This is a genomic window from Sinorhizobium terangae (assembly GCF_029714365.1).
In the GTDB taxonomy this organism is placed as follows: Bacteria; Pseudomonadota; Alphaproteobacteria; order Rhizobiales; family Rhizobiaceae; genus Sinorhizobium; species Sinorhizobium terangae.
The window spans coordinates 1-22,980 of sequence record NZ_CP121661.1 but is presented as its reverse complement, the minus strand read 5'-3'; the positions used below and the strand labels follow the sequence as shown (position 1 = coordinate 22,980).

The following is a 22,980-nucleotide window of genomic DNA, read 5'->3' as shown; positions in this document are numbered from 1 at the left end:
ATGTACGACGAGCAGATCCGCCGATCTGCCCGCCGATACGATGTTGAGGCTTTGGATTTCGCGCATCCGCTTGAGGTGGATCTTTTTGCGGCCGTCTCGAAATCCGCAGAACGAGCTCGCTCCATTATTTTGACCGGAACGGCGGGCGACGGAAAGAGCCGGCTCTGTGGCCGCCTCTGGACCGAACTGGGTGGAAGCTCTGATGAGTGGACTGCCAACGAGATCTATCAGGAGATCTCTTCGGAAATCGCCGGCCGCGTTCGAACTGTCGGCATCATCCGTGACCTGACGGCCCTCCCTGCCCAGGGAACTTATGGGATCTGGGAGGGTAAGAACGCTCTGCTAGCGGAGGTCAACCGAAGCTTCTTTTCGCTTGACCCGGATTGGATTTTCGTCGTTGCAGCAAACGATGGGCAACTTCTCGATACATGGCGGAGGGCCGCAGAAGTTCCGCTATGGAAAGAAAGCTATGATCTCCTCGAGACATGCCTGGTCGAAGGGAAACCCACCAGTCAGGGTGACGTCGCATTTTTCAACTTAAGTGCCGTCCCTTGCGCGAAAATCATCGACTTGACGCTGGAGGCCATCATCGCTCATCCCGGTTGGGCGGCCGCCTATGAAGAAGCGGAGGCGGAGGGTTTCTTTTCTGAGGCGTGCCCAATCCGGCGCAACTACGAAGTCTTATCGTCTCCACAGTTCAAGTCGCGATTGCGGCAGTTGTTTGAATTGATGGATCTGAATGAGCTTCATACGCCGATCCGGCGAGTGCTCCTCTTAATCGCAAATATGCTGCTCGGTCACCCAGCAGCAAAAGATCGGCTGATGTCGCCGACCGATATCCGGCCGTACATTCGCGCCGGCCGGGCTCACATAGCGGACATCCATCAAAATCTCTTTGGCGCGAATCTGACACCCGCGAGGCGGGAAAGCCTGGAGATTTTCGAGTTCCTGAACCGCTTTGGCATAGGGGATGAGACGACAAACAGGATCGACAACATTCTCGTATTTGGTCCATCCGATGAAACACTGCGCCCGTACTATGAAAGCTTGGTGGAGGGGGCGTTTTCTTCCCAAGCCTTAGATGATCTTTCTGCCCTGCGTAATGCTTATCTTGAGCGGCCTGACGCAACGCAGGAAGACGAACATCCATTCTTGAGCAGCCTTCAAGCGCAACGTCGCGCCATTTTCTTTCAGATCCGCGATGACCAGTCCGAAGATTTGAGGCTATGGGATCTCACAGTGTTTCGCCACGCTGGCGAATTCTTGCGGGACGTGGTTGCGCCTCTTCAAGATACTGGAAAAGTAAGCCGATCCATAACCGCGCGTCTGGTGAATGGTCTGAACAGGATCTTCACGGGGATGCTGGTCACAACCGACCGAGAGCTTTTGATCGCCGCCGGACTATCAGGTTCGGCCGCAGGCCTTAGCCAGATTCTGATAGAGCGGATAAGCGTTGCACCTAGGCGCTACGAACGCATCGAGCTCCGGAACGGGACGTTACCGACCCTGGTCGTCCAAATTGACAATGGGATCGAGGTAAGTTTGAAACTAAACCTCGTTCGTTATGAGTTCCTCATGCGGGTTGCCGGCGGCGCACTGCCGGGCAGCTTCTCCAAGGAGTGTCACGAGGACATCCTCGCGTTCAAAAGCGCCATTCTGGCCGCATTCTCCCGGTCTCGCCCGGCGGCGGAAACGAATGACCTCAGCTTCAGAATTCTTGGCCTCAACGGCGAAGGCGAGCCTGTGGATGATGTAATCGAGGTGAATTGTGCTTGAGACCCTACCGCCGCCTCCGCGAAATGATCACCCGCAAAACGATATGTGGATCGATGAGCAGATCTGGGGCCACCGCCTATGGGACGCGACCACGCCTTGGCTGATTTTCCTAGAGTTCCTGGGTGTCGCGGAAGCAAAGGATAGAGACCGGTCGCTACTTGACGACGAAGGAAAGCTGTATCCGCTCCGTTTTAAACCGGCGCAGCGAATGTATATCCGAAACATCCTCTATAACAATGAGCCGATGCTACGGATCGCCGATGAAAAACTGGCGGAAAGCGCTTCCTGGGACAAATGGTTGGCGGCGATCGCCAATCGCGCACAAGGCGTTCCTCTTCGAGATTTCTCGTACTTGCGCAAGCGATTCAACTCGTTCTCAGATTTTGTCGCGCTGGTGTCCATGCTACGCGGTACGACCATCGAGAATGGGCCGAACAAACGTTGGTCTTCGCGCTTCGTGTTCCCGTTTGGGCGGCATGCCCTATACGAAGATCTGAGCCTGACGGCGTCTCGCGAGTACATCAACTTTGGCCTTCCAGGGGAGCTCGTTTATCAGATGCTGTGCCGCTCGTCGCATGCGGCCGAACTGGCGCCAGAGATCGCAAAAATGCTGGATGGAGATCCTTGCGATCGTCTCCTGCAACTGATGGAACCCGACTACGACGAAGACCGGTCAACGCGCGGCAACAGCTACCTGCCCTATGCGCGACACGAGACGTTTGATGATCTTGCCCAAGATTGGCTGTCCCTTCTACGTGGCCCCCTTCCCCGGTTTGACACCTACCCCCACTTAGCGGCGCTCACCGCGTTGCACCTGCTGCGTTACCAGCTGGTCGTCGCAGCCGTCCACTGCTTCTCTCCGAAGCCCCACTTTATTTGTGAGATTATTGCACCCAAACGGACCCCGATCCGCGAACTGTCAATTTCGAATTTCCAGCTCAACGACACGTTACCATCGCGAGCGGTCGATGCCTATATCGACGCGATTGGCAGGAGCGAAGAGTGGGAACGCCGACGTCTTGGCGAGACGCCGTTCCCGGATTGCAGACGTTTGCTTGTCGATATCGTCCGATGGCCGGAAGTAGACGATTACAGCGGACAGCCTGACGAAGCCGAGCTCTTAGCCGATCTCAAGAGAGCCGCCCAGGCACGACATCGTAAGCATGTCGCCGCTGTCCATCGCGCATACGGCGCCGGCGCTGGACTGGTATCTCGGCGAGGGACAAGCCAGCTCCGTTACGCACCGACGGATGCACTGCTGAAGTCTCTGATACTAGCGAATGTCGAAACTCGCATGGATTACAGCGAGTTCCTGGACCTCCTTTATCGCAGGTACGGTCTTGTTATCGGCGAACGCGAGGCGGTGCAGGTGCTGTCCGACGATGAGTTTGATCGAAAATCCTTCCAAATGAACTCAGCCCGCCTCGAGCGACGGCTGAGAACGCTTGGTATGTTGCGGCGTCTTTCTGATGCATGCGCTTACGTCGAAAACCCGCTTTCGGTCAGGATGTGACTACAACATGGATATCCACGAACTGATTGGAAAAGTTGCGTGCTCGATCCTCAAGGAGGAATTGGGGGATGTAGGTGGAGAGGCCGGCACTGCCAGATTCCTGTTGGACGGTCTGAGCATTCCGCAGACACTCGCCGTCACACGCGCTGTCCTGGCCGACGTTTTCTTGAGCGAGCGCGTCGACATCAAGCTACCCCGCACTCTTTTCGACGGGCACGCTTTACCTGAGGAAATCTTAACTGACCGCAATGCGACATTCTATCGGAGCGCGGACTGTGAGAAGGCGGCTTTTCTCATTACAAACGCGAGTGCGGATGAGGGACAGGCCGAAGATATGTCCCTTCACGAGGTCACGCCTATTGGAGCCGCTCAGCTGATTGAGCGGTTGCCCGCATGGGTTTCTGCTGCAAGTGCGGGTCTCGCTCTGACTGATGATGCGAAAGCTTGGTGGGAGCGGTCTCTTGCGGGACTGAGCCAAGTGGGCTCTGTAGCGCTTGAGCGTTTTGCCCGCTACATTGTGGCAACCCGAGAGGCAGTGATCGATGAAGGTTACCCGATCATCGAAGCTCTTGGCTACGCGCTTCCAGCGCTCCAGCTTCCCCGTGATCCGGCGGCCTTTGCCGGGATCAAGGACAAGTCCCGGCGTCATGCATCGGTTTGGAAACGCGAATACATCGGGTTGCGCCGGAAGCGCCACCCCTATCTGCTCAAGCAAAACCCGAACCAGATCGTCATCTCGGAGTCCGAACTGCGGGATGCCTTCGAAAAGGCTCGAGATGTAATTCCTGAGATCGTTCACCCCGTTGTCGAGCTTTTCATCGAAAGCCGACCTGCTTGGAATTCCAGCTCTGAGGCCTTGGCGAACTGCCTTTGGGAGCACGTGAAGCCACTCTTTGAAGGTTTGGCTAGGGAAAAGACCAACCTAGGCCAAGATACTCAACGCTTCTATTCGGAGGGGCCTGAGGACCTCCTGTCAAAGGACGACGAGGAGCATCTGGAGCTTCTGGCACGAAGAAAGACGACTGCCAGCCCAGAACCTGAAGACATTGATTTCTACGAACGCCACCGTGACGAAATTAGAGAGGACCGCAAGCTTAAGTCTTCCTGGGACAAATTTATCTATGGGCGGCCGCTGGAGACCGAGGATTTCCTATCAGGCGTAGCGATGATGATGGACACGCTGAACGCCCGTGCGGCGGTTGGTGTGGAGCGAAGGTTAACCATCCGGTGTGACTCCCTGACTAAACGGGATCTACGCAGCCTAAATACGGAGGCCGGCCTTTTCTTCTCGCTCAGATATGCTGGTTTGCCGAAGCTGCTGGGCACGAACGTGGCAATCGAGTTTGGCTCGTTGATGGACTATCCTGCCGTGTTACGCGGGTGGCAGGATGCCAAGGACAAGTCGGCGATCAATCGATCAACTGCTAAGGCAGCTCTGCAGTTACGGTTCCAGTTGGAACTCGAAACGACCGATTTCGAAGGTGGGACCTCTATCGCCTCCGCGCAGCTCATTTGGAAGTATCGATCGGATGTTATCTCGTCACAATTGAGCGACGATTGGGACCGCTTGTGCAGCAATGCTTTCGTCGCGCTTCAATGCGGTCGAGAACCGGGAATGGCCGGTCGTCGGCCCGGTTCGATCGATCTCTCTGACGTGAAAACACTAGTCCCGGCCTATGACCGGGATCGTGGATCGCTCGTCCCAACCTATACACGCGAGCGTGACTTGCGCCTGATCTGGCAAGCCAATCTCAAGGCTGCGCTCGAGCAGGACCTTATCGACGCGGCCGTTTCGACGACGCTCTCTGCAAGTTTCGAGTCATTCTGCGAGCGTTATCAGACCGCGATCAGGTCATTCCGGACCGAAGGCGCATCTAATCCCGTGTGTCGCGACCAGGCTGCGAGTTATGCGGAGCTACTTGATCTCGTCCGGACATTAGCACCCGGTGATCGCAACAAGGACTTGCTGTTGCGCCCCCTCCTGGAGCTGGGTCAGGCCCCAGTTGGCGACGGAGCCGCTGCTGCGATTGTTGCGCCGTGGCACCCTCTAAGACTCGCGGCTATCTGGCGGAAAGCTCATCTCGTTCGAGAGGTCGTGCGCAAAATTATCGACCTGCCCGCGGGCCTCGATGGCGATACGAAGCTCTTCTTCAGAGATCTTGCTGAAGATATACGGCACGTCTTCTATCCGGAGGTGGTTGTCTCCTGGAGCGGCCGCAAACCGGAGCTCCTCTCGCTGGCCGATCATCAAGGCGACTATTCGCTTCACGAACGACCTGTGCTCGATGGAGCGGGAGGAGGAGAAACAAACGACGACGCAAAGGCCGGGACGAACTGCCTCCTCGATCTGACGCAGCGCTACCTCAACCTGCATCCTCATGAACGGGCGAATATGTCGCTTGTTCTCTACAATTGCGATTCAGCGCGTCTTCCCCAGCAATTGGTTGATGGTCTTGGCGAGCTGAACGACGACGAAGACATGAGGTGCCAGGTGATGTTGCGTCACACGGACGGAACTCGGCTTCGTGATATCTATCGATCAATTCTGACAAGCACGAGTGGGTCCGCTGAGGTACTGGCGGCTTCCGAGATTACCCAAGATTTCATGGCGAGATTACGCATAAGTGTCATCGCGGATCAGGCTCCACCGCCAGATCCGCGTGATGGGCGACCGTATGATATCGTATTCAGTCAAGACGTGATTTCTCGGCATGCGTCGGTCGAATGGTATCGGGAGTCTGCTGATCCGGCTGATCTTGCGACGCTGTTACCGGCGCGATGGTCGCGCCGGCGCCCCGGTGCAATGGATGACTTGAAATCGAGCGTTTACCTGTGCTCACCCGTGCAAAGCCGCGAAGGCTGGGCGTTCCTGTCTGCAACAACAGCGTTCCTGAAAAATGACGAGGATCTACAGGACGGAAAACGACTGCTTCCTGTCCGCCAGCTTGATTTCCGAGATGACCGCACAGCCCGCATTTTCGAAGAAACGCATGATTTGGGCGCGTGGGTCGTCAACTTTGACGAATTGCTCGATCGTCGCCAATTGCAGAACCAGAGCGTCCGCGTAATTCGGTACAAGCAATCCGCGACACAGGGCCGGAATGTCGTGATTTCGTCTCGCGCCCCACTCACCCTCCTTCGCGCGATGGTACGCCGGCGGCTCGAGGAACTGCAGCTCGATCTATCGCCTGAGGACATCAATGCACTCGCGGACCGCTTCATCGGTGACGCGAATGATATTTCGGGCGACATCGTGTTGCGAGCCGCAAAACGTGGTGAAGCCGCCGGTGAGCTCATTGGCGTCGTCTTGAGCCGGTTCCTCGCCCGGCAATCTCTCGGGGCCGACCGCCTTGTCGGGTGGTATTTTCTTGACGACTACGCGAGTTGGCTTGGAGCCCGCGAGGAAACACAGGCCGACATTCTTGCATTGTCTCCGGCGATCGATGCCAGTGGGCAACTGACGTTGCGGATCATCGTCACGGAGGCGAAGTATGTCGATGCTGTCTCCTTCCCGTCGAAGCGCAAGGAATCGGAAAAGCAGCTCCGCGACACGATGCGCCGGATCATTGATGCCACGTTTGAGCCCGACCGCCTCGATCGCGAGTCATGGCTGTCTCGTTTGGGTGATCTTCTGCTAGACGGCATTCAGATTCCGGCCGCCAGCAATGTTCCTCTAGTGGACTGGCGCCGGCGGATCAGAGATGGCCTCGCCCGGATTGAGGTGGTCGGTCTAAGTCATGTCTTCGTTCCGACCGCTCTAGATGGTTCCACGGTTACAGATTTCAGCGAAGTAAGCGGGGCGCCCGCTAGCCGACAGATGATCTTCGGTCGGGCGGAACTCAAGGACCTGATCACAGCCTACATAGCCAACGCGAACGTTGAGGCGCTGCTGACGTCGATCGACCCAATCTACGGCAAGGTGCCGGCGCCGCATACGCCCGGCCAGACCATCAATCCCAGGTCGGATGCGCCGCGAGCCGTTGCAAAAGCAAAGTCCGAACCTGTCGCTGAGAACGATGACCGCCGATCTGCCCCTCCATCACCCGCTGAAAAGCCCAGTGACGAGAATGCGCTTAAACCGGAAGTGACCAATACCATCGCTCCGGCGAGTAGCGTGGCAGAGATCGTCGAACGGCACCTTGACACCAGCCCGAGGCAAACGGAGGCCGATGAAGAGTGGTTGGCAAACACCGCTATGATGGCTCGCAGCGCCCTTCAACAACTCGGTCTACAAGCAAAACTCATTGACCAGAAGCTGACACCGAATGCTGCCATTCTGCGTTTCAGCGGAAGCGCAAATTTGACGGTAGAACAGGTTCTCAAGCGTCGTTCCGAGCTCCTGACGACACATCGCCTGGACATCATTTCCGTGAGGCCTGAGCCAGGTGCAATCGCAATCTATGTCGCGCGAACTCAGCGGCAAATCGTGGATATCCAAAGTCTCTGGAGCCGATGGAAGCCTACAATTTCACCGACTGGGAACCAGAACCTTGTGATCGGAGTAAGAGAAGATGATAACGAGCTTTTCATACTGTCGCCTAGCCAGCGACACGCACCGCACACTTTGATTGCCGGCAGTACTGGCTCTGGAAAATCAGTGCTCATGCAATCGATCATATTGGGGATTGCAGCAACGAACGATCCACGTCATGCGAAGATCGTTCTGATCGATCCGAAGCAAGGCGTCGATTACTTCGCCTTTGACGCGCTTCCTCATCTGGAAGACGGTATCATTGACCAACAGGAGACGGCCATCGACCAACTGGAGCGTATGGTTCTAGAAATGGACCGTCGCTATCGAACCTTCAAAGAAGCGCGCGTCGCTAACATCACTGCCTATAACGCTAAAGCTACGCCTGCTGAGGTGCTGCCGACCTACTGGGTCATTCATGACGAATTTGCGGAATGGATGCTTACGGATGATTACCGAGTAGCGGTTACATCAACAGTCGGAAGGTTGGGGGTAAAGGCGCGGGCGGCAGGCATCCATCTCATCTTCGCAGCTCAGCGACCTGAGGCGAATGTGATGCCCATGCAGTTGCGGTCGCAGCTTGGAAACAGGCTGATACTGCGCGTCGACTCCGAGGGGACATCTGAGATTGCTCTTGGTGAGCGTGGAGCTGAAAGGCTGCTGGGCAAGGGCCACATGATAGTCAGAGCGGAGGGCGAACAGAGCCTAATCTATGCTCAGGTTCCATTCGCATCAGAGGGCTTCGTATCAGACGTAGTTGCGGCAATTCGAGGACGTGGCGATCAACAATAGAGGATCAACGATAGAGAGGGAGCCGGGATTGCGCATTTGCGATTTCCTTTTTTGTCGCATACAGCGTTTCAAAGCTTTTTTAGCACCTTCTTTTCCAAGGAAGCGCTTTCGCTAGTGATAAATTGGCGGCTTGGACCGCGAAGACGAAGGCTACGTGCGCAATAGCTGCTTAGTCCGCTCGATCAATGGAATATCGCAGAGACATATGACTGGCGCCGCCAGTTCGCGTTCAGACCACTAGCGCCGGATCTGTGGGTCGCAGTTCGAACTGCTGTTCGAGGTTTGATTCTTCCGCAGCAGATTTCAAGAAAACAACCGCGAATTCCTGCGAAAGCTTCGTGAAATCTATTTCACTCAGCGCTTTGCAGCGCAGATACGCGACACCGTCCGTACTCGGCGCGTTCGATTTGAGGGAACCTTTTTTGAACAGGATGGGTCTGTGCATGTCGGCCAGCCACGATGGTTGATTAGATTTTTCAAGAAGCTTCACGATTTTCTTGGACTGAATCTGATCATGCCGATTTTGGACCCATTCGCGTACTGTCCATGCGATGTCATCGCGCAGACAAAATGCGCGTCCCTTTTGGGTGGTGAAAGTCCACCCCGGATGCGTGTTACTAGTCAAGTCCAAAACTGTTTCATAGCCGCCGGGGACACCGTCGCGGCCTGTTTTTGCAAGGATGGTGACCCCGACATATTCCGACATGACTGGTGATACCGGCACGCCGACGCGGCCGACGTCGGCAAACAACATGTGCTGGAGCTCCGCGTGGTGCAGATCCCTTAGGCGTGCTGCCCATTTATAGCGACCCGCTAGAGCCTCAGTTGTTTTCATGCTTTCGATTCCGACCGTAAAGGGCCATTTTGTATTCCACTGAATGGCATAAGGCTTCTTATTCAACATCAGAAGGTGGGTCGTTGGAGCATCAGTGTCCGCTAGCGGCACGAGATCCCCGCCAACCATCGTCACCATTCGCAATGGATTTTCCTTTGAACGCTCCGGGATAAGGTCGCAAGCGGGTGTCACCACTGCCAGCACCTTTGGCATATTCTTCCGCTTCTTCTTCACGCGAAGTTGCGTCCCGAACGCCTCGTTGTATGTCGTCAAGTCGATGAAGACATCGCCCGCCCAGGCTCGCGGCTGGAAGTCGCCTTCTGCTATCGGCACCTGGCTTGTGGTCAACGAGCTGTACAGGTCAGTGATGGCGGCGGTTGGCGAAACACGCCCGGGGATGGCTTGCGGAAGCTTGAGCTCCTTAAGGTGGGATGACGCCTGTCGGCGTTCCATTTCACGCTCGACCATATCGACTAGTCGGCCGCTGAAAAGGGAGCTGATATACTGCGACAGCGGCGTTCGTTCGGTCGTCAGCCGATATTCTTGCATATAGGAGTAATCTGGCAGATCGAGTTCGCGCAACGAAGACATCATGTCGTTAGCGGCGGTATCGACGCTTTGTTTCCATTCCTCCAAAAAGCTCCAAAGGGCGTCCGCCTGTCCGCGGAACTGCGCAAGGCCGATAATGGTGTGTTGCATGCGCGCGACATTTTTCTCGGCATACTCTTTCGGCAGAAACGCCATCTTGCTCGCTAGCATTTTGGCGCCAGATCTAAACGCCGGCAGATGATCAGGGCTAGCGAGCGAAGAAATCAGCATGACCAGTGGGATGCGCTTGCCTCCCTGCTCTTGTGTCAGATCGACCAAGTCGCGGAGAAACTTAATCGAGCGCTCTCTGGCGTCGCTCTTCATCTTCTCGGTCAGTTTTTCGCTTGCCGTGTTCGGTACGTCGTCACCTAAATAGAAATCCAGAAAGACCAGGTCATAGTCGACGACATCGGTTGCACGCGTAGAGCTGTCCAGCTCATCGACCACAACCTTGGCCTCTTCGACAAGCATGTTCTTCAATATCCTCAGGGGCCGAAGCTTGTCACGTTTGTCGACCCCGATCGCCCGGAAGATCGGCCCGAGCAACTCCGCCATTGGGCTGTCGACCTCCTCGATCAAATAGACTTTCCAAAGTTCTTCGACGACCTCCTGGTCGTCATGATTGGCGAAGATTTCCGCATGTCTTTTGCCAAGTCGTTTTTCGAGCTGGTTTATCGTCGAATCATTCGCGTTTGCGCCCACCATCTCACGCGCAGCAGTTCGGGATGCGATAAACCCTGATCGCTCGATCTTGCTGACATCGATCTGGTCGAAAGCGTCGTCGACAATTGCAACCTTCTTGATTCCGGCACTCTTGAAGACGCTTTTCAGTTCATTCGTGTAGATCATTGTCAGCCCATATCTAAGAAAAATGTATTGAATCTGTTCGGCTGGACCGTCTCGGCGCGCTCGATATCCAACGTCCAGCCATGATAAGTCGCGAGCTCGCGCGATATGTAGAGACCCAAGCCATGTCCCTCACCCGCAGGTCTCCGTGTCACGAATGGCTGGAAGATTTCGCTCGCCATATCGGGGGACACGCCCGGCCCATTGTCGGTAATGCTCACGAACTTTTCGTCGGCATCCACCTCGATGGTGAGGATTTGCCGGTATCCGTCTTCAAGTTTTTCCTGTTGCTTCATCCAATAGAAGGAATTCGAAAGCAGGTTCTCGACGATCTGGATGAACATGCCTTTGACCGCTTTGACTTTCCAGGGCCGCGCATCCCGAAAACTTCCCGTCACTTCGATTTGGTGACGAGAAAGCTGCCCCGCTCTCCCGCCAATGATGTCGCGGAGTGTTTCCGCGACATCAAAATTCTCTTTGTTCTGGCGGCGGGAGGCACTAATCGGATCGAGGTTGGCGACCCGCTTTTCAATGGTGACCAGCTGATCCGAAAGGACCGAGATCGCAGATGCTGTAGGCCGCTGTAGCTCTGTGCGATCGATGTCTCGCAGCGTCGACAGGGTCGCAGCGGCAGTTCGCGCTAGTTCGTGCATAATGAACTCAACCATCAAGCCGATACCAGCTAGATGAACAAGCTGGGCGCGGTCATTAGCAACCTCATCGCTCAAAGCCTTAACTTCGTTGAGATACCCCGTAAGGTCGCGCAACATTGCCAGCGCGTTGGCGATAAGGGGTTTGTTTTCAGGAGGCAGTAGACGTTCAATTTGTTGAAGTTTCCTCTTGATGTCAGTCTCAGAGGCTTCGATCTTCTCCTCGATGTTCTCGAGGGTAGTCTGTTCTTGGATCCGCGCGGCCTTGTCTTCTCGATCGAGGAAACTTTTAAACTCTGTCAGCAGGACATGCTGCAAGAGTTTGACAAGGGCCTGCTTTTCTCTTGTCTCAGTCAGACCTTCTCGGTTGGTCTGGTCGGTCAGGGCACGATTCTCCCAGCTGATCTTCACCCGTCCTAAAACCTGTTGGCGATTGAGCTTAAACCCTTTGGCAGCGAAAGCCCTCTTGTCTAGTTCGAGCCAATCGTCGCTTCCGCCGCCATAGGGATTGACTCGGTATCCATCGCGGAACAGCATCAAGCCACCAGACCACTTGCCCACTTCAGAAGTGATGTCTTTTCGCGTGAGCGTACCGACAGCGTGCAGAAGGCGACGGTTAAACCACCACATTTCCATTGTGAACGGCCCGAGCGAGACCAACGCCTCGGGACCCGAGGTCTTCACGACCGACAACAAGTCGGTGACGTTGAGGTCAAATGTCCGGCGCTTTTCGCGGAGATCATAGGTTGCAGACCCCCAAAGCCGCGGGCGGCCCTCGACAATCTCGTATTTCGCTTCACACCGTCCATGTGCCAGTTCCAGAATGCGGGTGTCGATCTCATCAATGTAGACGCGATCGGTGCCGTAAAAGACTTGTATCAAGTTGTTCGCAACGCCGTCCTCGAAGGGATCAACTAGCTTTGAGAACTCCTGATTAGCGATCGCGGTGACCTTTTCTAGGGTCCAGTCCGCACGCAAGCGTCTTATGATGACTGTCGTTCCCGAGTTTTCCTTCGCGATCTTCGCGGGGCCGAGAACCGGATCGACCATCACTTCATGCAGTTTGGCATTGGATGAGTGACTGAATAGGCTCCAGTCAATGTCGAGCAGATTGAAGTTCGTCTCGTCCGATTTGGTCGTTTTGACGGTAAGCCTCTCGCCGAGCCGCATTGTGGAGAGACGTCCAACGCCCTTTTCGCCGAGGGGTGCCCTTTGACCGGGAAGCAGCGTCTCCTTGCTTTCCTGGCGCGAGCGGGTTCCAATAGTCAAATAGACTTCCTGCAGATCTTCGAGGCTCATCCCATTGCCAGTATCAATGACACGGATGAAGTTGTGCTCGTCGTACCACTGCCACAAGGTGGCGACGAGTGCCTCAGGATCGGCGATAACCGCGATTTGTTCCCGCATCGAGGCTATGGCACGGGCATCGACGCTGAGCAGTTTCGTCAGCTTTGTGGCCTGTTCAAAGCGTGCCCTAAGCTTGGTCGCGTCAGCGCCGGGCTCTTCGACAGCTGCAATCAACGTGTCGAAGTGCGACCGAAGACACTGGATATGAACCTCAATGACGACTTTTTCAGACTCAGCGTCGATCGCATTTTTGATCAGTTCATAAAGGGCGATACCGTCAGAGCTGATCAATTCTGCGCCAAGCTCGAGAACTGTTCGAGCCAATATTTGAAATGCCATGTCACTTCCCGAATAACGTGTGGCTGACACACTATGCGAAAGTACTTAATGGGATTTCAATCGCAACTCGCATCCGTCCATTTGCTTCCCTCTGCGGCGATGATGGGAGCCTCGATGCTGATTTCACAGGGCGAGACGAGGGGCAATCATCCCCGAACGAGAGCAGGATAGTCGTTTTTTCGATGCTTAAATGTCGAGTTCGATCACAACCTGCCCCGTCCCTACAGAATTCCCCACGCCCGAAACCTCCCCCTGCCGGTCATCTCGCGAAGACCGAGCTCGCCAACAATCCTGAGCGCCGCCCGTGGCGTCACCTTCAGCATTTCGGCGACCATGCCGGCCGACACCAGCGGCCGCGAGATGACGATCTCGATCAGGCCCGGCAGATTAGAGGACGATCGCCGGCCGACCAGGCGCCGCTCCATCATCTGCCTGGCGAGCGCCAGCCGGTCGTGCTCCTTGAGGCCGAATTCCGCGGCCGCGACGACACCGTTGAGGATCGCCAGCAGGCGGGTGTCGCGAGCGCGATGGCGGCGGCGCTCGACGGCAATGGTTTTGAGGACAAGATTGACAGCGGTCAGATGCGCCGCCGTCGTGAGGCCCGCTTGCCGCAGCGCCTCGGCCGCGAGCAGCCGGCCGAGCCACGACACGTGCTGCAGGACCTCCAGTTCATTCCAGGCGTCGAGCAACAACGCGGCGCGCAGCACGGGCGGCAGACCTTCGGTTTCGGTTAGCACGACGCGGCGATCACGACGTCGATCGTGGCCAGTTCCGCAGCGAGCGATCGTACGTCCCTCCCCCGGCAGGGGCTGCAACCGGCGCGGCCGCTGATCGACGACCGCGGTTGCCGCTGCGTGCACCTTGTCAACTTCTTTACTCCCGGCGCCCTGCCCTCGCAGCCGGCGCATGCCGTCCAGACCGAGCGCTCAGCCGGGCGGCTGCGTCGCAATCCGCCGGCGGGATCGCAGCACGTCTCGGGCAATGGTCAGCTCATGGGTGGGCGCACGGACGTCAAGGCCGGCATCGTGCAGCACCAGATCCTGGAGGTGCACGAGCTCGCCGTCGATCCACAGCGAGGCGCAGGCGTCGGCAAAATGCGGTTGTTCGATCCGGCCCCGACCGAGGGCGAACTGCGATCCGCTCGTCGAGCGCCAGCGCAGTGGGCCTCAAACACCGGCTGCAGCAGCAGTAGACGGCCGGGTTAATGAACGATTAACCATATGAATTAACGTCAAAAATATCACAACCGGAAGCTAAACTACGCTATCTTTCCGTCATCCGGACGCCGTTCTTCGCGACCACTCACTATCGATAGGTTTCAAGTATCGATAGTGATGGATTTAGAGTCGCAAATCGCCTAGATTCGCCCCAAATCGCGGCTGCTGGGAGCTTAAAACATGGAAGACCGGGTCCGATTTGCCCTCGAAAAGCTCCTGAACATCGCCCACGACGATACCGGCCAAGGCCGCCGGGTGGCGAACTTCCTGCTTGCCTGGTGGAACGCCGATGCGCTCGGTGGCTTCGACATTGCCGACCTGTTTGCCGTCGACCGCGACGTCTCCGAGGACATGGCCACCGTGTTCACCTGGCTCGCGCGGGAGGAGGACGCGGCGAGATCGAGGCGATCATCGCGCGGTGGCGACGGGAGCCGGCGTAAAAAGGACGGAAGTCATGACAGGTTCAATCGGTCCGGGCCGTCGGCGTGTGCCGGTGCGCCCGGGCGAGTTCGACGAAGCGGCGCTTCACCTCGGCAAACAGGGCCGGCGGCAATGGCCCGAAATAGCCGCTGTCGCTGTCGACCGGTCGGATGTCCGGTCCCGGCCAGGCGAAGCGGTTGCTCTCACTGAGCACGATCCAGGAGCGCTCGTCATCGAGGCGGAGGCGGCGCTTCGTCGCCGGCGGAATCTCGATCGCCTCGTCGCTTCTCGCTGGTGGCGTGTGGGTGATCGGCAGCACGCGGACGATTGGTGTGCCATCCTCGAGCGTCGTCACCAGCGCCAGCACCAGACAGGGTCGGTCCTTGTCGCCCTCCTCGCGGCCTTCGAGATGCTGCCAGTGCCAGAGATAGGAATAGCGGAAGACGCGGCCGACCTTGATTTCAGTCGGCAGCATTCTTGTCCGTCAAGAGTTCGGCATTGAGATGATCGAGACCCGGCTCCATTTCCGCCTGTTCGACCGCGGCGAGATCGGCCTCGCTCAGGTTCCCCGTCGCCTCGACGCGGCGATCGCGCCGCGACAGCCGCAGATAGTCCTCATAGGCGATGAGCACGGTGCGCGGGCGGCCGTTCTTGGTGATGATCACCGGCTCGCGCACGGCGGCATCCTGATAGGCCCCGAAATTCTTGGAAACCGCAGCGGCGGTCACGGTCGACGTCATATCAAAAACTCCATTTGTCCGGAATATACGGATTTTCCGTAACTTTCGCAAGAACACAGGGGCTGGAAGCCATGATCAAAAACCATAAAGCGGCGGATGCGAACAGCCAAGCGGTGCATCGCCGCGCCGAAGAGCTCGACGCACTCGACGCCATCCTCCCCTTCGACCGGCGCGACCAGCTCGCCGGACTGCTGACCGACGACGACGTCGCGACGCTGAAACATCTCGCCGGCGAGGGCATGGGCGAGAACACGCTTCGGGCGCTTGCCTCGGACCTCGGCTATCTCGAGGCCTGGTGCCAGCTGGCGACCGGAGCCCCCCTCCCCTGGCCGGCGCCGGAAGCACTGCTCTTGAAATTCGTCGCCCACCATCTCTGGGATCCGGTCAAACGCGGCGAGGACCCGGCCCACGGCATGCCGGCCGAGGTCGAGGCGGGATTACGGGCCGAGCGCCTGCTCAGGGCCCCCGGCCCGCACGCGCCCGGCACGGTTCGGCGGCGGTTGACGTCGTGGTCGATCCTCACCCGCTGGCGCGGTCGCACCGGCGCCTTCGGCGCGCCATCGCTGAAGAGCGCGCTGAGGCTGGCGGTCAAGGCAAGTAATCGGCCGCGCCAGCGCAAGAGCAAAAAGGCAGTGACCGTCGAGATCCTGGCGAAGTTGCTTCAGGCTTGCGCAGGCGATCGGCTGGTCGATGTGCGCGACCGGGCACTGCTCTTGGCCGCCTTTGCCTCCGGCGGCCGTCGCCGCTCGGAAGTGGCGGCTCTGCGCGTCGAGGACCTGACCGACGAGGAACCGGTGCGCGCCGATCCCTCCGACAAGGACTCCCCTCCCCTGCCCTGCCTGTCGATCCGTCTCGGCCGCACCAAGACGACGAGCGCCGACGATGACGAACATGTGCTGTTGATCGGCCGGCCGGTCACCGTGTTGAAGCGATGGCTGTTCGACGCGCAAATCAAGGATGGGCCCGTTTTCCGGCGCATCGACCAGTGGGGCAACGTCGACCGGCGGGCGCTGACGCCGCAGTCGGTCAACCTGATCCTGAAGAGTCGCTGCAAACAAGCTGGCCTCGACCCGGCGCTGTTTTCGGCGCATGGGTTGAGATCCGGCTATCTCACCGAGGCCGCCAACCGCGACATTCCGCTTCCTGAGGCGATGCAGCAGTCGCTGCACAAGTCGGTAGCCCAGGCGGCGCGCTACTACAACGATGCCGAGCGAAAGACGGGCCGGGCGGCACGTCTTGTGACGTGAAGTGCGCTACACCATCAGCAGCGCATTTCCGCCCGCAGGGTCCCTGATCGTCCTGGTTTGACGAGTTTGGAGGCTCCTGTACGAGCGCGGGTACTCTACCAGAAACGTTCGCCAACGATCGGCAGGATATGTCGATAAATTGCGATTGTATCGACACGTTTAGGCGACATGTCGTCGCCAGCGACATATGCGGAGACAAGTCAGCCGGAACAATGAAAGTTTTAGCATGCCGTTCCGGCCCGACCGCCCCTACAACGATCTGCCAACATTGCCGCCTAGCGAAGACATTGAGACGAAGGCCATCCTCAAGGCCTGCATCGCCGCGCGCGCTGCTCTGGCAGAGCTCAAGGTATCCGGAGATACTCATCCCAAACCAGTCTGTGCTAATCAATTCCATCCCTTTGCTTGAAGCACAAGCGAGCTCAGAGATCGAAACCATCGTTACGACGACGGACTGCATGTTTCGCTTTGCCGGCGATGCGGCAAACCCGCCCGACGCCGCAACCAAGGAGGCTCTGCGCTACCGGACCGCGCTGCATCAGGGCTTCCAGTTGCTTCAGGAGCGGCCGGTCTCGACAGCAATGGCAATCGAAGTCTGCCGGACGATCAAGGGCATTGAGCTCGACATACGCGCCACGCCGGGAACCGCGCTATACAATGAAGCCACGGGGGAGGTTATCTACACGCCTCCCGAGGGTCGCGACCTCTTACGGGACAAGCTTTCAAACTGGGAGCGCTATATCCACGAGGCCGAAGACATCGATCCGCTGATCCGCCTCGCAGTCATGCACTACCAGTTTGAAGCAATTCACCCCTTCTCCTTTATCTCGTCGACAAGGGCCTGCTCGACATTCCCGTGCTCTATCTCAGCCGCTATATCATCGGCAACAAGCGAACCTATTACGACCGGCTCCAGCGGGTGACTACCGAAGGCGCCTGGGCGGACTGGATCCTCTACATGCTCGCGGGCATACGCGAAACCGCGGAGTGGTCAAACAGGAAGATCCACGCGATCCGCGATCTCCTCGATCAGACGGGCGCGAGCTGGCGGAGGTGATTTTCGTCCACCCCTATTGCCGGATCTCCGACGTCGTGACGGCCGGTATAGCAAAGCGTCAAGCCGCGGCGGTCTACCTGAAGGCCTTGGTTGATGCTGGAATTCTCGCAGAGCTGAAATCCGGCCGCGAGAAACTCTATATCAATCCCATCCTACTCGAGCTCCTCACCGGAAACCGCCCGCGATGACACCTGCTCCTTGTGGCCGGATGATTGGTTACGCACGCGTGTCCACCGACGACCAGGCGACAAAAGTGCAGGAGATGGAGCAACGAGCCGCATGCTGCCACCTGACCATCGCGGAGCGCGGCTCCGCGATGCCTCCCGTGCCTGCCCTGCCCTCTCAAAGCTGCATTAGGTCGACGGCGGCGAAACGCTCGTCGTGGTTCGGCTCGACCGGCGCGCTCGGTAAGCCCTCTCCTTGACATCATCGACCAACTCACGGACGCGGGTGCACATTTCAGTCCCAGCGCGGCCCATCGAGACGTTGACGCCGCAGGAGATGTTTTCCTTGCCGGTGGTCGCGCGCCAATTGCGGAGCGGACCAAGTCCGGCATGAAGGAGGCCAAGGCCCGCGGCAAAGCCGTGCCGCAAAGTTGGTTCAATACACATGCAAGAGTATCTGCTACCAGCGATGACGGCTTTGTCTGTCGGTGAAGAATAAAAAGGGCCGGTCCAAAACCCTGACAACTGTCAGGGTTTTTCTTCTCCGCGAAAGGGAGAGGGTTCCGGGCTCTAAATTCGGAGGGCACGTAGGGACGTTGCCTAATTGGGCCAGCTCCCGCTCGCAGCCAAGATGTTACGGCTCACGATATCTTGCCTATTTGTCAATATTTCCCGCCGACTTATCGCGGGATCTCTACCTCGCTAACGCCGTCCAACATCGTCCAACCCAAATTCACTTGCGATTTTTCCAGACTGCAGATTCTTCGTCGCGAGCGCTGAGACGCCAAGCCCATTACTTTGCGACAATCGCAAAGGATGTCCAACGCCCCGCGCCTCGAAGATCCGATGCCGGTCACGTGGAGTGATGAGGGCCGCAACAACTTCCTCTGGTCTAATATCTTTCTCCGGTCAAATGTGCCCAAGGCGATCGGCATGCTATGGCCCCGTCTGCAGGGTCTTTGATCGTCACCCACCGATTGTGAACGAATGGATGTGGACTCAGGCAGTTCCGTGAGAGACGGATTCGAGTTCTGTCGATCGCGATAGCGTTTCGATCGCAGCCTCGACAGGTGCACTCCAAATTCAGAAGCCGCTCGCCTCACCTCCGTCACTTTCGCATTTTCACGAGGTTCAAGAACATCATTGGCTCCGTTCAGCCAATCCTATAGTTGGTGGATGCAGTTGGACGCTTCGCTGAGGTGTGGATCTGTCCGGCCCCTTAAGCGTAGCCGGGTGGCCCGCGCTGCACCTATCTTTCCGTGATAAAAACCGAGACTAAAACCCTGACAGCTGTCAGAGTTGGCCACAGCCCTTCACGATCACCCGACTTTTCTCGAACTTTGCCCGTGAGCTCTCAGAAGCGCCATCAAAACGGGCCCAAGCGAAAAGTCGCCGCGCCTTGTCTTTGAAGTCAAGTCTCGCAGATATCCGCCAGCCGAGTTGATATGCTCCGCCCGTTCGAGAATGCAGGCAATCGTGACGGCGGCATTTTCCGCACCCATCACATCGCAGGCATCCTCATAAGCTGAAGGGCTGACTCTGAGCATCGAACGGACGACCACAGCCGCCGACATTAGGTCTCGCCAGCCCGCGACTGTGCCCCCTGGACCATAATCGGCAATTTGAGGGCAGGCCTTCAGCACCACTCCCAGAGGAAATCTCTTTTTCGGCTCGCTCGTAACTTGGCTGAGTTGGCTCCGCGTCGCGTCCTGCTCATTTCGAGAGCTAGGTTCAAGTTCATATATGGATTCGGTATGTGAATTCTGTATGTGACGCTCATTGTGAGCATCATTGGTGCTATCAATTTCTTCTTTTCGCTGCAAATCCAACGTGTTGAGAATTTCCTCCTGCAGCAATTTCAGGTCATGAAGCAGGTCGTCCAGATCGGACAAGCTTGGGGAACGCGGTATGCGGCGAACCAACTCCACATATACCGACTCAATTTTGTCCCAGTCCCCATCCGCGCCCTCTGCGATCGCGGCAGTGATGAGCTTGCGGGCGTTCCGCCGGCATATGGTGAGATCTTCCTTCGCCCTCCGGAGCGCTGCTCGGTCAGCAGCGACTTGCTGGGCGATCTGGGCGAGCTCCTCGGCGCGGTTGAGCAGGGGTGAGAGGTCGAAGCCAAATGCACTTTCGACCTCGCCTGACCTATCCCTTCGAGCGTAGCGTTTACCATTGGCGCTGTCCTTGCGCACAATAAGACCGGCCTCAACCAGAAGTGCTAGATGTCTGCGAAGCGTGGCGCCCGCAATGCCATGGGCGCGGAGTGTCAGCTGCGCATTGGACGGGAAGACAATGAGTTGCCCGTCCTGGCGGAGTTCATTGTCTGGATAAAAGGTCAACAAGGCGTTGAGTACCGCGAGGCTGCGGTCCTGCAGTCCAAGCTCTTTCCGCGCTTCAGAAGCGTGCCGAAAGACCTTCCATTTGTCAGCCGATCTGCCGGCCTTGATCTCCGTTGCGGCAATTTGTTGCCGAACCAAGGCAAGCGTAATCGGCCGCCGCCCAAAGGGCGTCGTCACATTTCCACTTTGCATTTTCCTTCACCTTCGAATGGCAAAAGAAATCCGACCGCCGAAAACGACGCCAAACACTCTTGACTAGGATTCGTGGAAATGCGATTCTCGAGGTGCTAAATCAGAGAGAGGCTTCCACGACGGCAACGTTTGGGGGCCTTTTTCTTTTGCTGCGTTTCCTTTCCTCAATAGTCTTTGAGATCCTGACAGCTGTCAGGGTTATTCGTGTTCTCGCTGACGGGCGAAGCGCTCAGCAAGTTCTGGTAGCTCCGCCTCAACGAACTTCAAAAACTCGATCCCAAGCGATCCCTCGGCCGAAATTCGAACCTCTTTCGGGGACATCACCAACGCGCCAAGCCTCGTGCCATTTCCGTCCGAAATCGGAGTCGCTTCAACGGCCCTGTTGGCGGCTGGCTTGATGGCGTTGAGGACGCGCTGAAACCTCTGGTCGGAAGTTTCGGGAGCTCTGCCCTTGCTGCCCAGCTCAGTCCGAATGGAATCGAGAGTACGCGGGTCGCCGGCAATCACCTTGGCAAAATCGAGCCAGCGAGGCCGGCCGATCTTTGGCGCCCGCCCGATCGCTTCGATGATATCTGCCGGAACGATGCGATAGACGTTCCGCATACGCGCCAGTTCAGCGTCCTCAATAGAAAGCGCGGCGTAGATATGGCGGGGCTTAATCCCCGCATCATCCATCCGAGACGCGAACAGAGCGCGCTCGATCCAGGTTAGATCTTGACGGCTTGCATTCTCGATGCCTTGCGCGAGGACAAGATCGATGTCGGAAATCTCAACCTCAATGGCCCGAACGGGTCTGCCGAGTTGCTTGGCAGCAAGCCAGCGCCGGTGACCGTAGACGATCTGATGGCGACCAGGCGACGAGGGGTGTCTCCGGACCTGGATGGGGACCTTTTGCCCGTCGGCCTCAATTGAACGTTTGAACGCCTCGAAGCTTGTCTCGTCATCGTCCGGCAGTCGGTCCGGGTAAGGGGAGGGGTCGATGAGAGAAGGATCCAGCTCGCGAACTGCACCTCCGCCAGACTCGACGAGAGCCTTCAACTGGTCTCGCTCTGACCGGATTTCGCCGATCGTACGGTGGGCCACGGCGATGACACCAGCTCCGACGCGTTTGCCCGAGGACGGAACTGAGGGCGCAGGCTGCTGATCACTCGCCAGTTTGTTCTCCAGTTCTGCGGAAAGCAGTCCGAAGCTAGCGACAATTGACTTACGAGAGGATTTGCTCATGTCCGTCCCCAACTGTCGTTGATAAGGCGAACAATCGCCTCGTTAACGGCGTCTACTGCCTCGCGGGCACGTTTATGGGTATCGCGCCCGATCTGCCCCATCTCGAGCTCGTATATCGAGCGTTTCGCAAGGCCAGCAGCCTCGACGGCAGTGCTCTCGATGGCAGTCGGCAATAAGACGTCATTACCGAACAAGTGTCGAAGCATCGCAACGATTTGCGACTGCGGCGCGTCATTGGGGTCGTGCCGTGTGATCAAATACCGGATGAAGTCCTGGTCCAGCTGAGCGCCGCTCTCGTTCAGAACGCTAATCAGATCGCCCATCATCAGGAGGAACTGGCTCATCGACGCAACGTCCAACATGGCTGGATGCACCGTTATGATCATGCTGGTCGCGGCATAAATTGCGCTCAAAGTCAGAAAGCCAAGCGAAGGCGGAGTGTCCAGGATCACGACGTCATAATCCGCCTCAACTTCGGAAAGGGCGAGCTTCAGTCGCTCGAAGAAGATTGCGCCAGAGCTCGACTTGTTCGCCAAAACGCGGGGAGTTTCATGCTCATACTCCATCACCTCCAAGTTGCCCGGGATTAGATCGACTCCTTCGAAATATGTCTTGCGGATGATATCCCGGATTGGACGACGTTCGGCTTCGTCATAGCGCAGGGCGGCATAAATCGTTTCATTCGACCCAACGTCGAGTTCTGGCTGCGCACCAAACATGGCGGACAAGGATGCTTGAGGATCCAAGTCCAGTGCAAGGACGCGATAGCCCTGAAGAGCCAGGTAGTGGGAAAGGTGGATGCAGGTTGTGGTCTTCGCGCTGCCGCCCTTAAAGTTGGCTATCGCAAGGACCTGAAGATGGTCGCCGGCGCGACGGCGAGGGAGGAACCGCAAAGCGTCTGCAGGTTTCTGCTTCGCGAACAATTCACGCAATTCATTGATCTGGGCCAGCGTGTAGAGGCGATGGTTATTCTCCAACCGACTAGGGACCGGTCCGCGTCCTTCGGTGGACATGAGCTTTAGGGTGGAATCGGGTATCGAGGTCAGCTTCGACACTTCGTTGGTCGAAAATGAACGAAGCGTTTTTTCGGATCTTGGCGGATACATGCGAGTTCTGAGCTGCTGCAACTGCCCAGACAGAATCCCGGCATGGCGCATGATCTTGCTGCCAGCATCTTCCTGCGAGCCAACAGCTGATTCCACTCGGTTTGCTATCGCCAT

General features: G+C 57.4%; 13 protein-coding genes and 3 pseudogenes. 6 read left to right on the top strand and 10 right to left on the bottom strand.

Annotation, left to right across the window (positions count from 1 at the left end; genetic code table 11):
* Genes QA637_RS28515 through QA637_RS28505 form a run of 3 tightly spaced genes read left to right on the top strand, consistent with a single transcriptional unit; the run spans position 1 to position 8,552 of the window.
* Positions 1-1,776: a hypothetical protein gene (locus QA637_RS28515; RefSeq protein WP_283067743.1), complete on the top strand. Its 1,776-nt coding sequence runs from the start codon at positions 1-3 to the stop codon at positions 1,774-1,776.
* A 43-nt stretch (positions 1,777-1,819) separates the two neighbouring features.
* The gene (locus QA637_RS28510) at positions 1,820-3,289 is read left to right on the top strand and encodes a methylation-associated defense system protein MAD7 family protein (RefSeq protein WP_283067741.1); all 1,470 of its coding nucleotides are present in this window, start codon (positions 1,820-1,822) and stop codon (positions 3,287-3,289) included.
* Between the two features lie 7 nt (positions 3,290-3,296).
* Positions 3,297-8,552: an FtsK/SpoIIIE domain-containing protein gene (locus QA637_RS28505; RefSeq protein WP_283067739.1), complete on the top strand. Its 5,256-nt coding sequence runs from the start codon at positions 3,297-3,299 to the stop codon at positions 8,550-8,552.
* Between the two features lie 229 nt (positions 8,553-8,781).
* Here QA637_RS28505 and QA637_RS28500 read toward each other — a convergent pair whose 3' ends face one another.
* The 4 genes and pseudogenes from QA637_RS28500 to QA637_RS31085 form a co-directional block, all read right to left on the bottom strand.
* The gene (locus QA637_RS28500; protein ID WP_283067738.1) at positions 8,782-10,824 is read right to left on the bottom strand and encodes a hypothetical protein; all 2,043 of its coding nucleotides are present in this window, start codon (positions 10,822-10,824) and stop codon (positions 8,782-8,784) included.
* Positions 10,825-10,826: 2 nt separating this feature from the next.
* A complete protein-coding gene (locus QA637_RS28495; protein WP_283067736.1) occupies positions 10,827-13,157 on the bottom strand; it encodes a sensor histidine kinase in 2,331 nt (776 codons plus the stop codon).
* Positions 13,158-13,378: 221 nt separating this feature from the next.
* Positions 13,379-14,065, bottom strand: a complete 687-nt coding sequence (locus tag QA637_RS28490; RefSeq protein ID WP_283067734.1) for an RHE_PE00001 family protein — start codon at positions 14,063-14,065, stop codon at positions 13,379-13,381.
* Between the two features lie 21 nt (positions 14,066-14,086).
* A pseudogene (locus QA637_RS31085) lies at positions 14,087-14,363 on the bottom strand (RHE_PE00001 family protein); the annotation flags it as partial.
* Positions 14,364-14,554: 191 nt separating this feature from the next.
* On the opposite strand from QA637_RS31085, the pseudogene QA637_RS28480 reads away from it, so the two are divergent.
* Positions 14,555-14,814, top strand: a pseudogene (locus QA637_RS28480) (DUF7673 family protein).
* Between the two features lie 23 nt (positions 14,815-14,837).
* Here the strand turns inward: QA637_RS28480 and QA637_RS28475 are convergent.
* Both QA637_RS28475 and QA637_RS28470 read right to left on the bottom strand, forming a co-directional pair.
* Complete coding sequence (locus tag QA637_RS28475) at positions 14,838-15,269, bottom strand: plasmid maintenance toxin (PemK-like) (RefSeq protein ID WP_283067732.1); 432 nt, start codon at positions 15,267-15,269, stop codon at positions 14,838-14,840.
* Entirely contained in the window at positions 15,256-15,534 is a 279-nt protein-coding gene (locus QA637_RS28470) for a type II toxin-antitoxin system Phd/YefM family antitoxin (protein WP_283067730.1), read from the bottom strand. Before QA637_RS28470 ends, QA637_RS28475 begins: the two co-directional genes overlap by 14 nt.
* Before the next feature lie 71 nt (positions 15,535-15,605).
* Between QA637_RS28470 and QA637_RS28465 the strand changes: the two genes are divergently transcribed.
* Complete coding sequence (locus tag QA637_RS28465; protein ID WP_283067728.1) at positions 15,606-16,781, top strand: site-specific integrase; 1,176 nt, start codon at positions 15,606-15,608, stop codon at positions 16,779-16,781.
* Between the two features lie 226 nt (positions 16,782-17,007).
* Positions 17,008-18,026, top strand: a pseudogene (locus QA637_RS28460) (Fic family protein).
* A gap of 165 nt (positions 18,027-18,191) precedes the next feature.
* Here QA637_RS28460 and QA637_RS30945 read toward each other — a convergent pair.
* The 4 genes from QA637_RS30945 to repA form a co-directional block, all read right to left on the bottom strand.
* The gene (locus QA637_RS30945; RefSeq protein WP_346283798.1) at positions 18,192-18,449 is read right to left on the bottom strand and encodes a hypothetical protein; all 258 of its coding nucleotides are present in this window, start codon (positions 18,447-18,449) and stop codon (positions 18,192-18,194) included.
* 872 nt (positions 18,450-19,321) lie between these two features.
* Entirely contained in the window at positions 19,322-20,536 is a 1,215-nt protein-coding gene (repC, locus tag QA637_RS28450; RefSeq protein WP_283067726.1) for a plasmid replication protein RepC, read from the bottom strand.
* A gap of 198 nt (positions 20,537-20,734) precedes the next feature.
* Positions 20,735-21,760: a plasmid partitioning protein RepB gene (repB, locus tag QA637_RS28445; RefSeq protein ID WP_283067724.1), complete on the bottom strand. Its 1,026-nt coding sequence runs from the start codon at positions 21,758-21,760 to the stop codon at positions 20,735-20,737.
* The gene (gene repA, locus QA637_RS28440) at positions 21,757-22,980 is read right to left on the bottom strand and encodes a plasmid partitioning protein RepA (RefSeq protein ID WP_283067722.1); all 1,224 of its coding nucleotides are present in this window, start codon (positions 22,978-22,980) and stop codon (positions 21,757-21,759) included. The genes repB and repA overlap by 4 nt, the downstream gene beginning before the upstream one ends.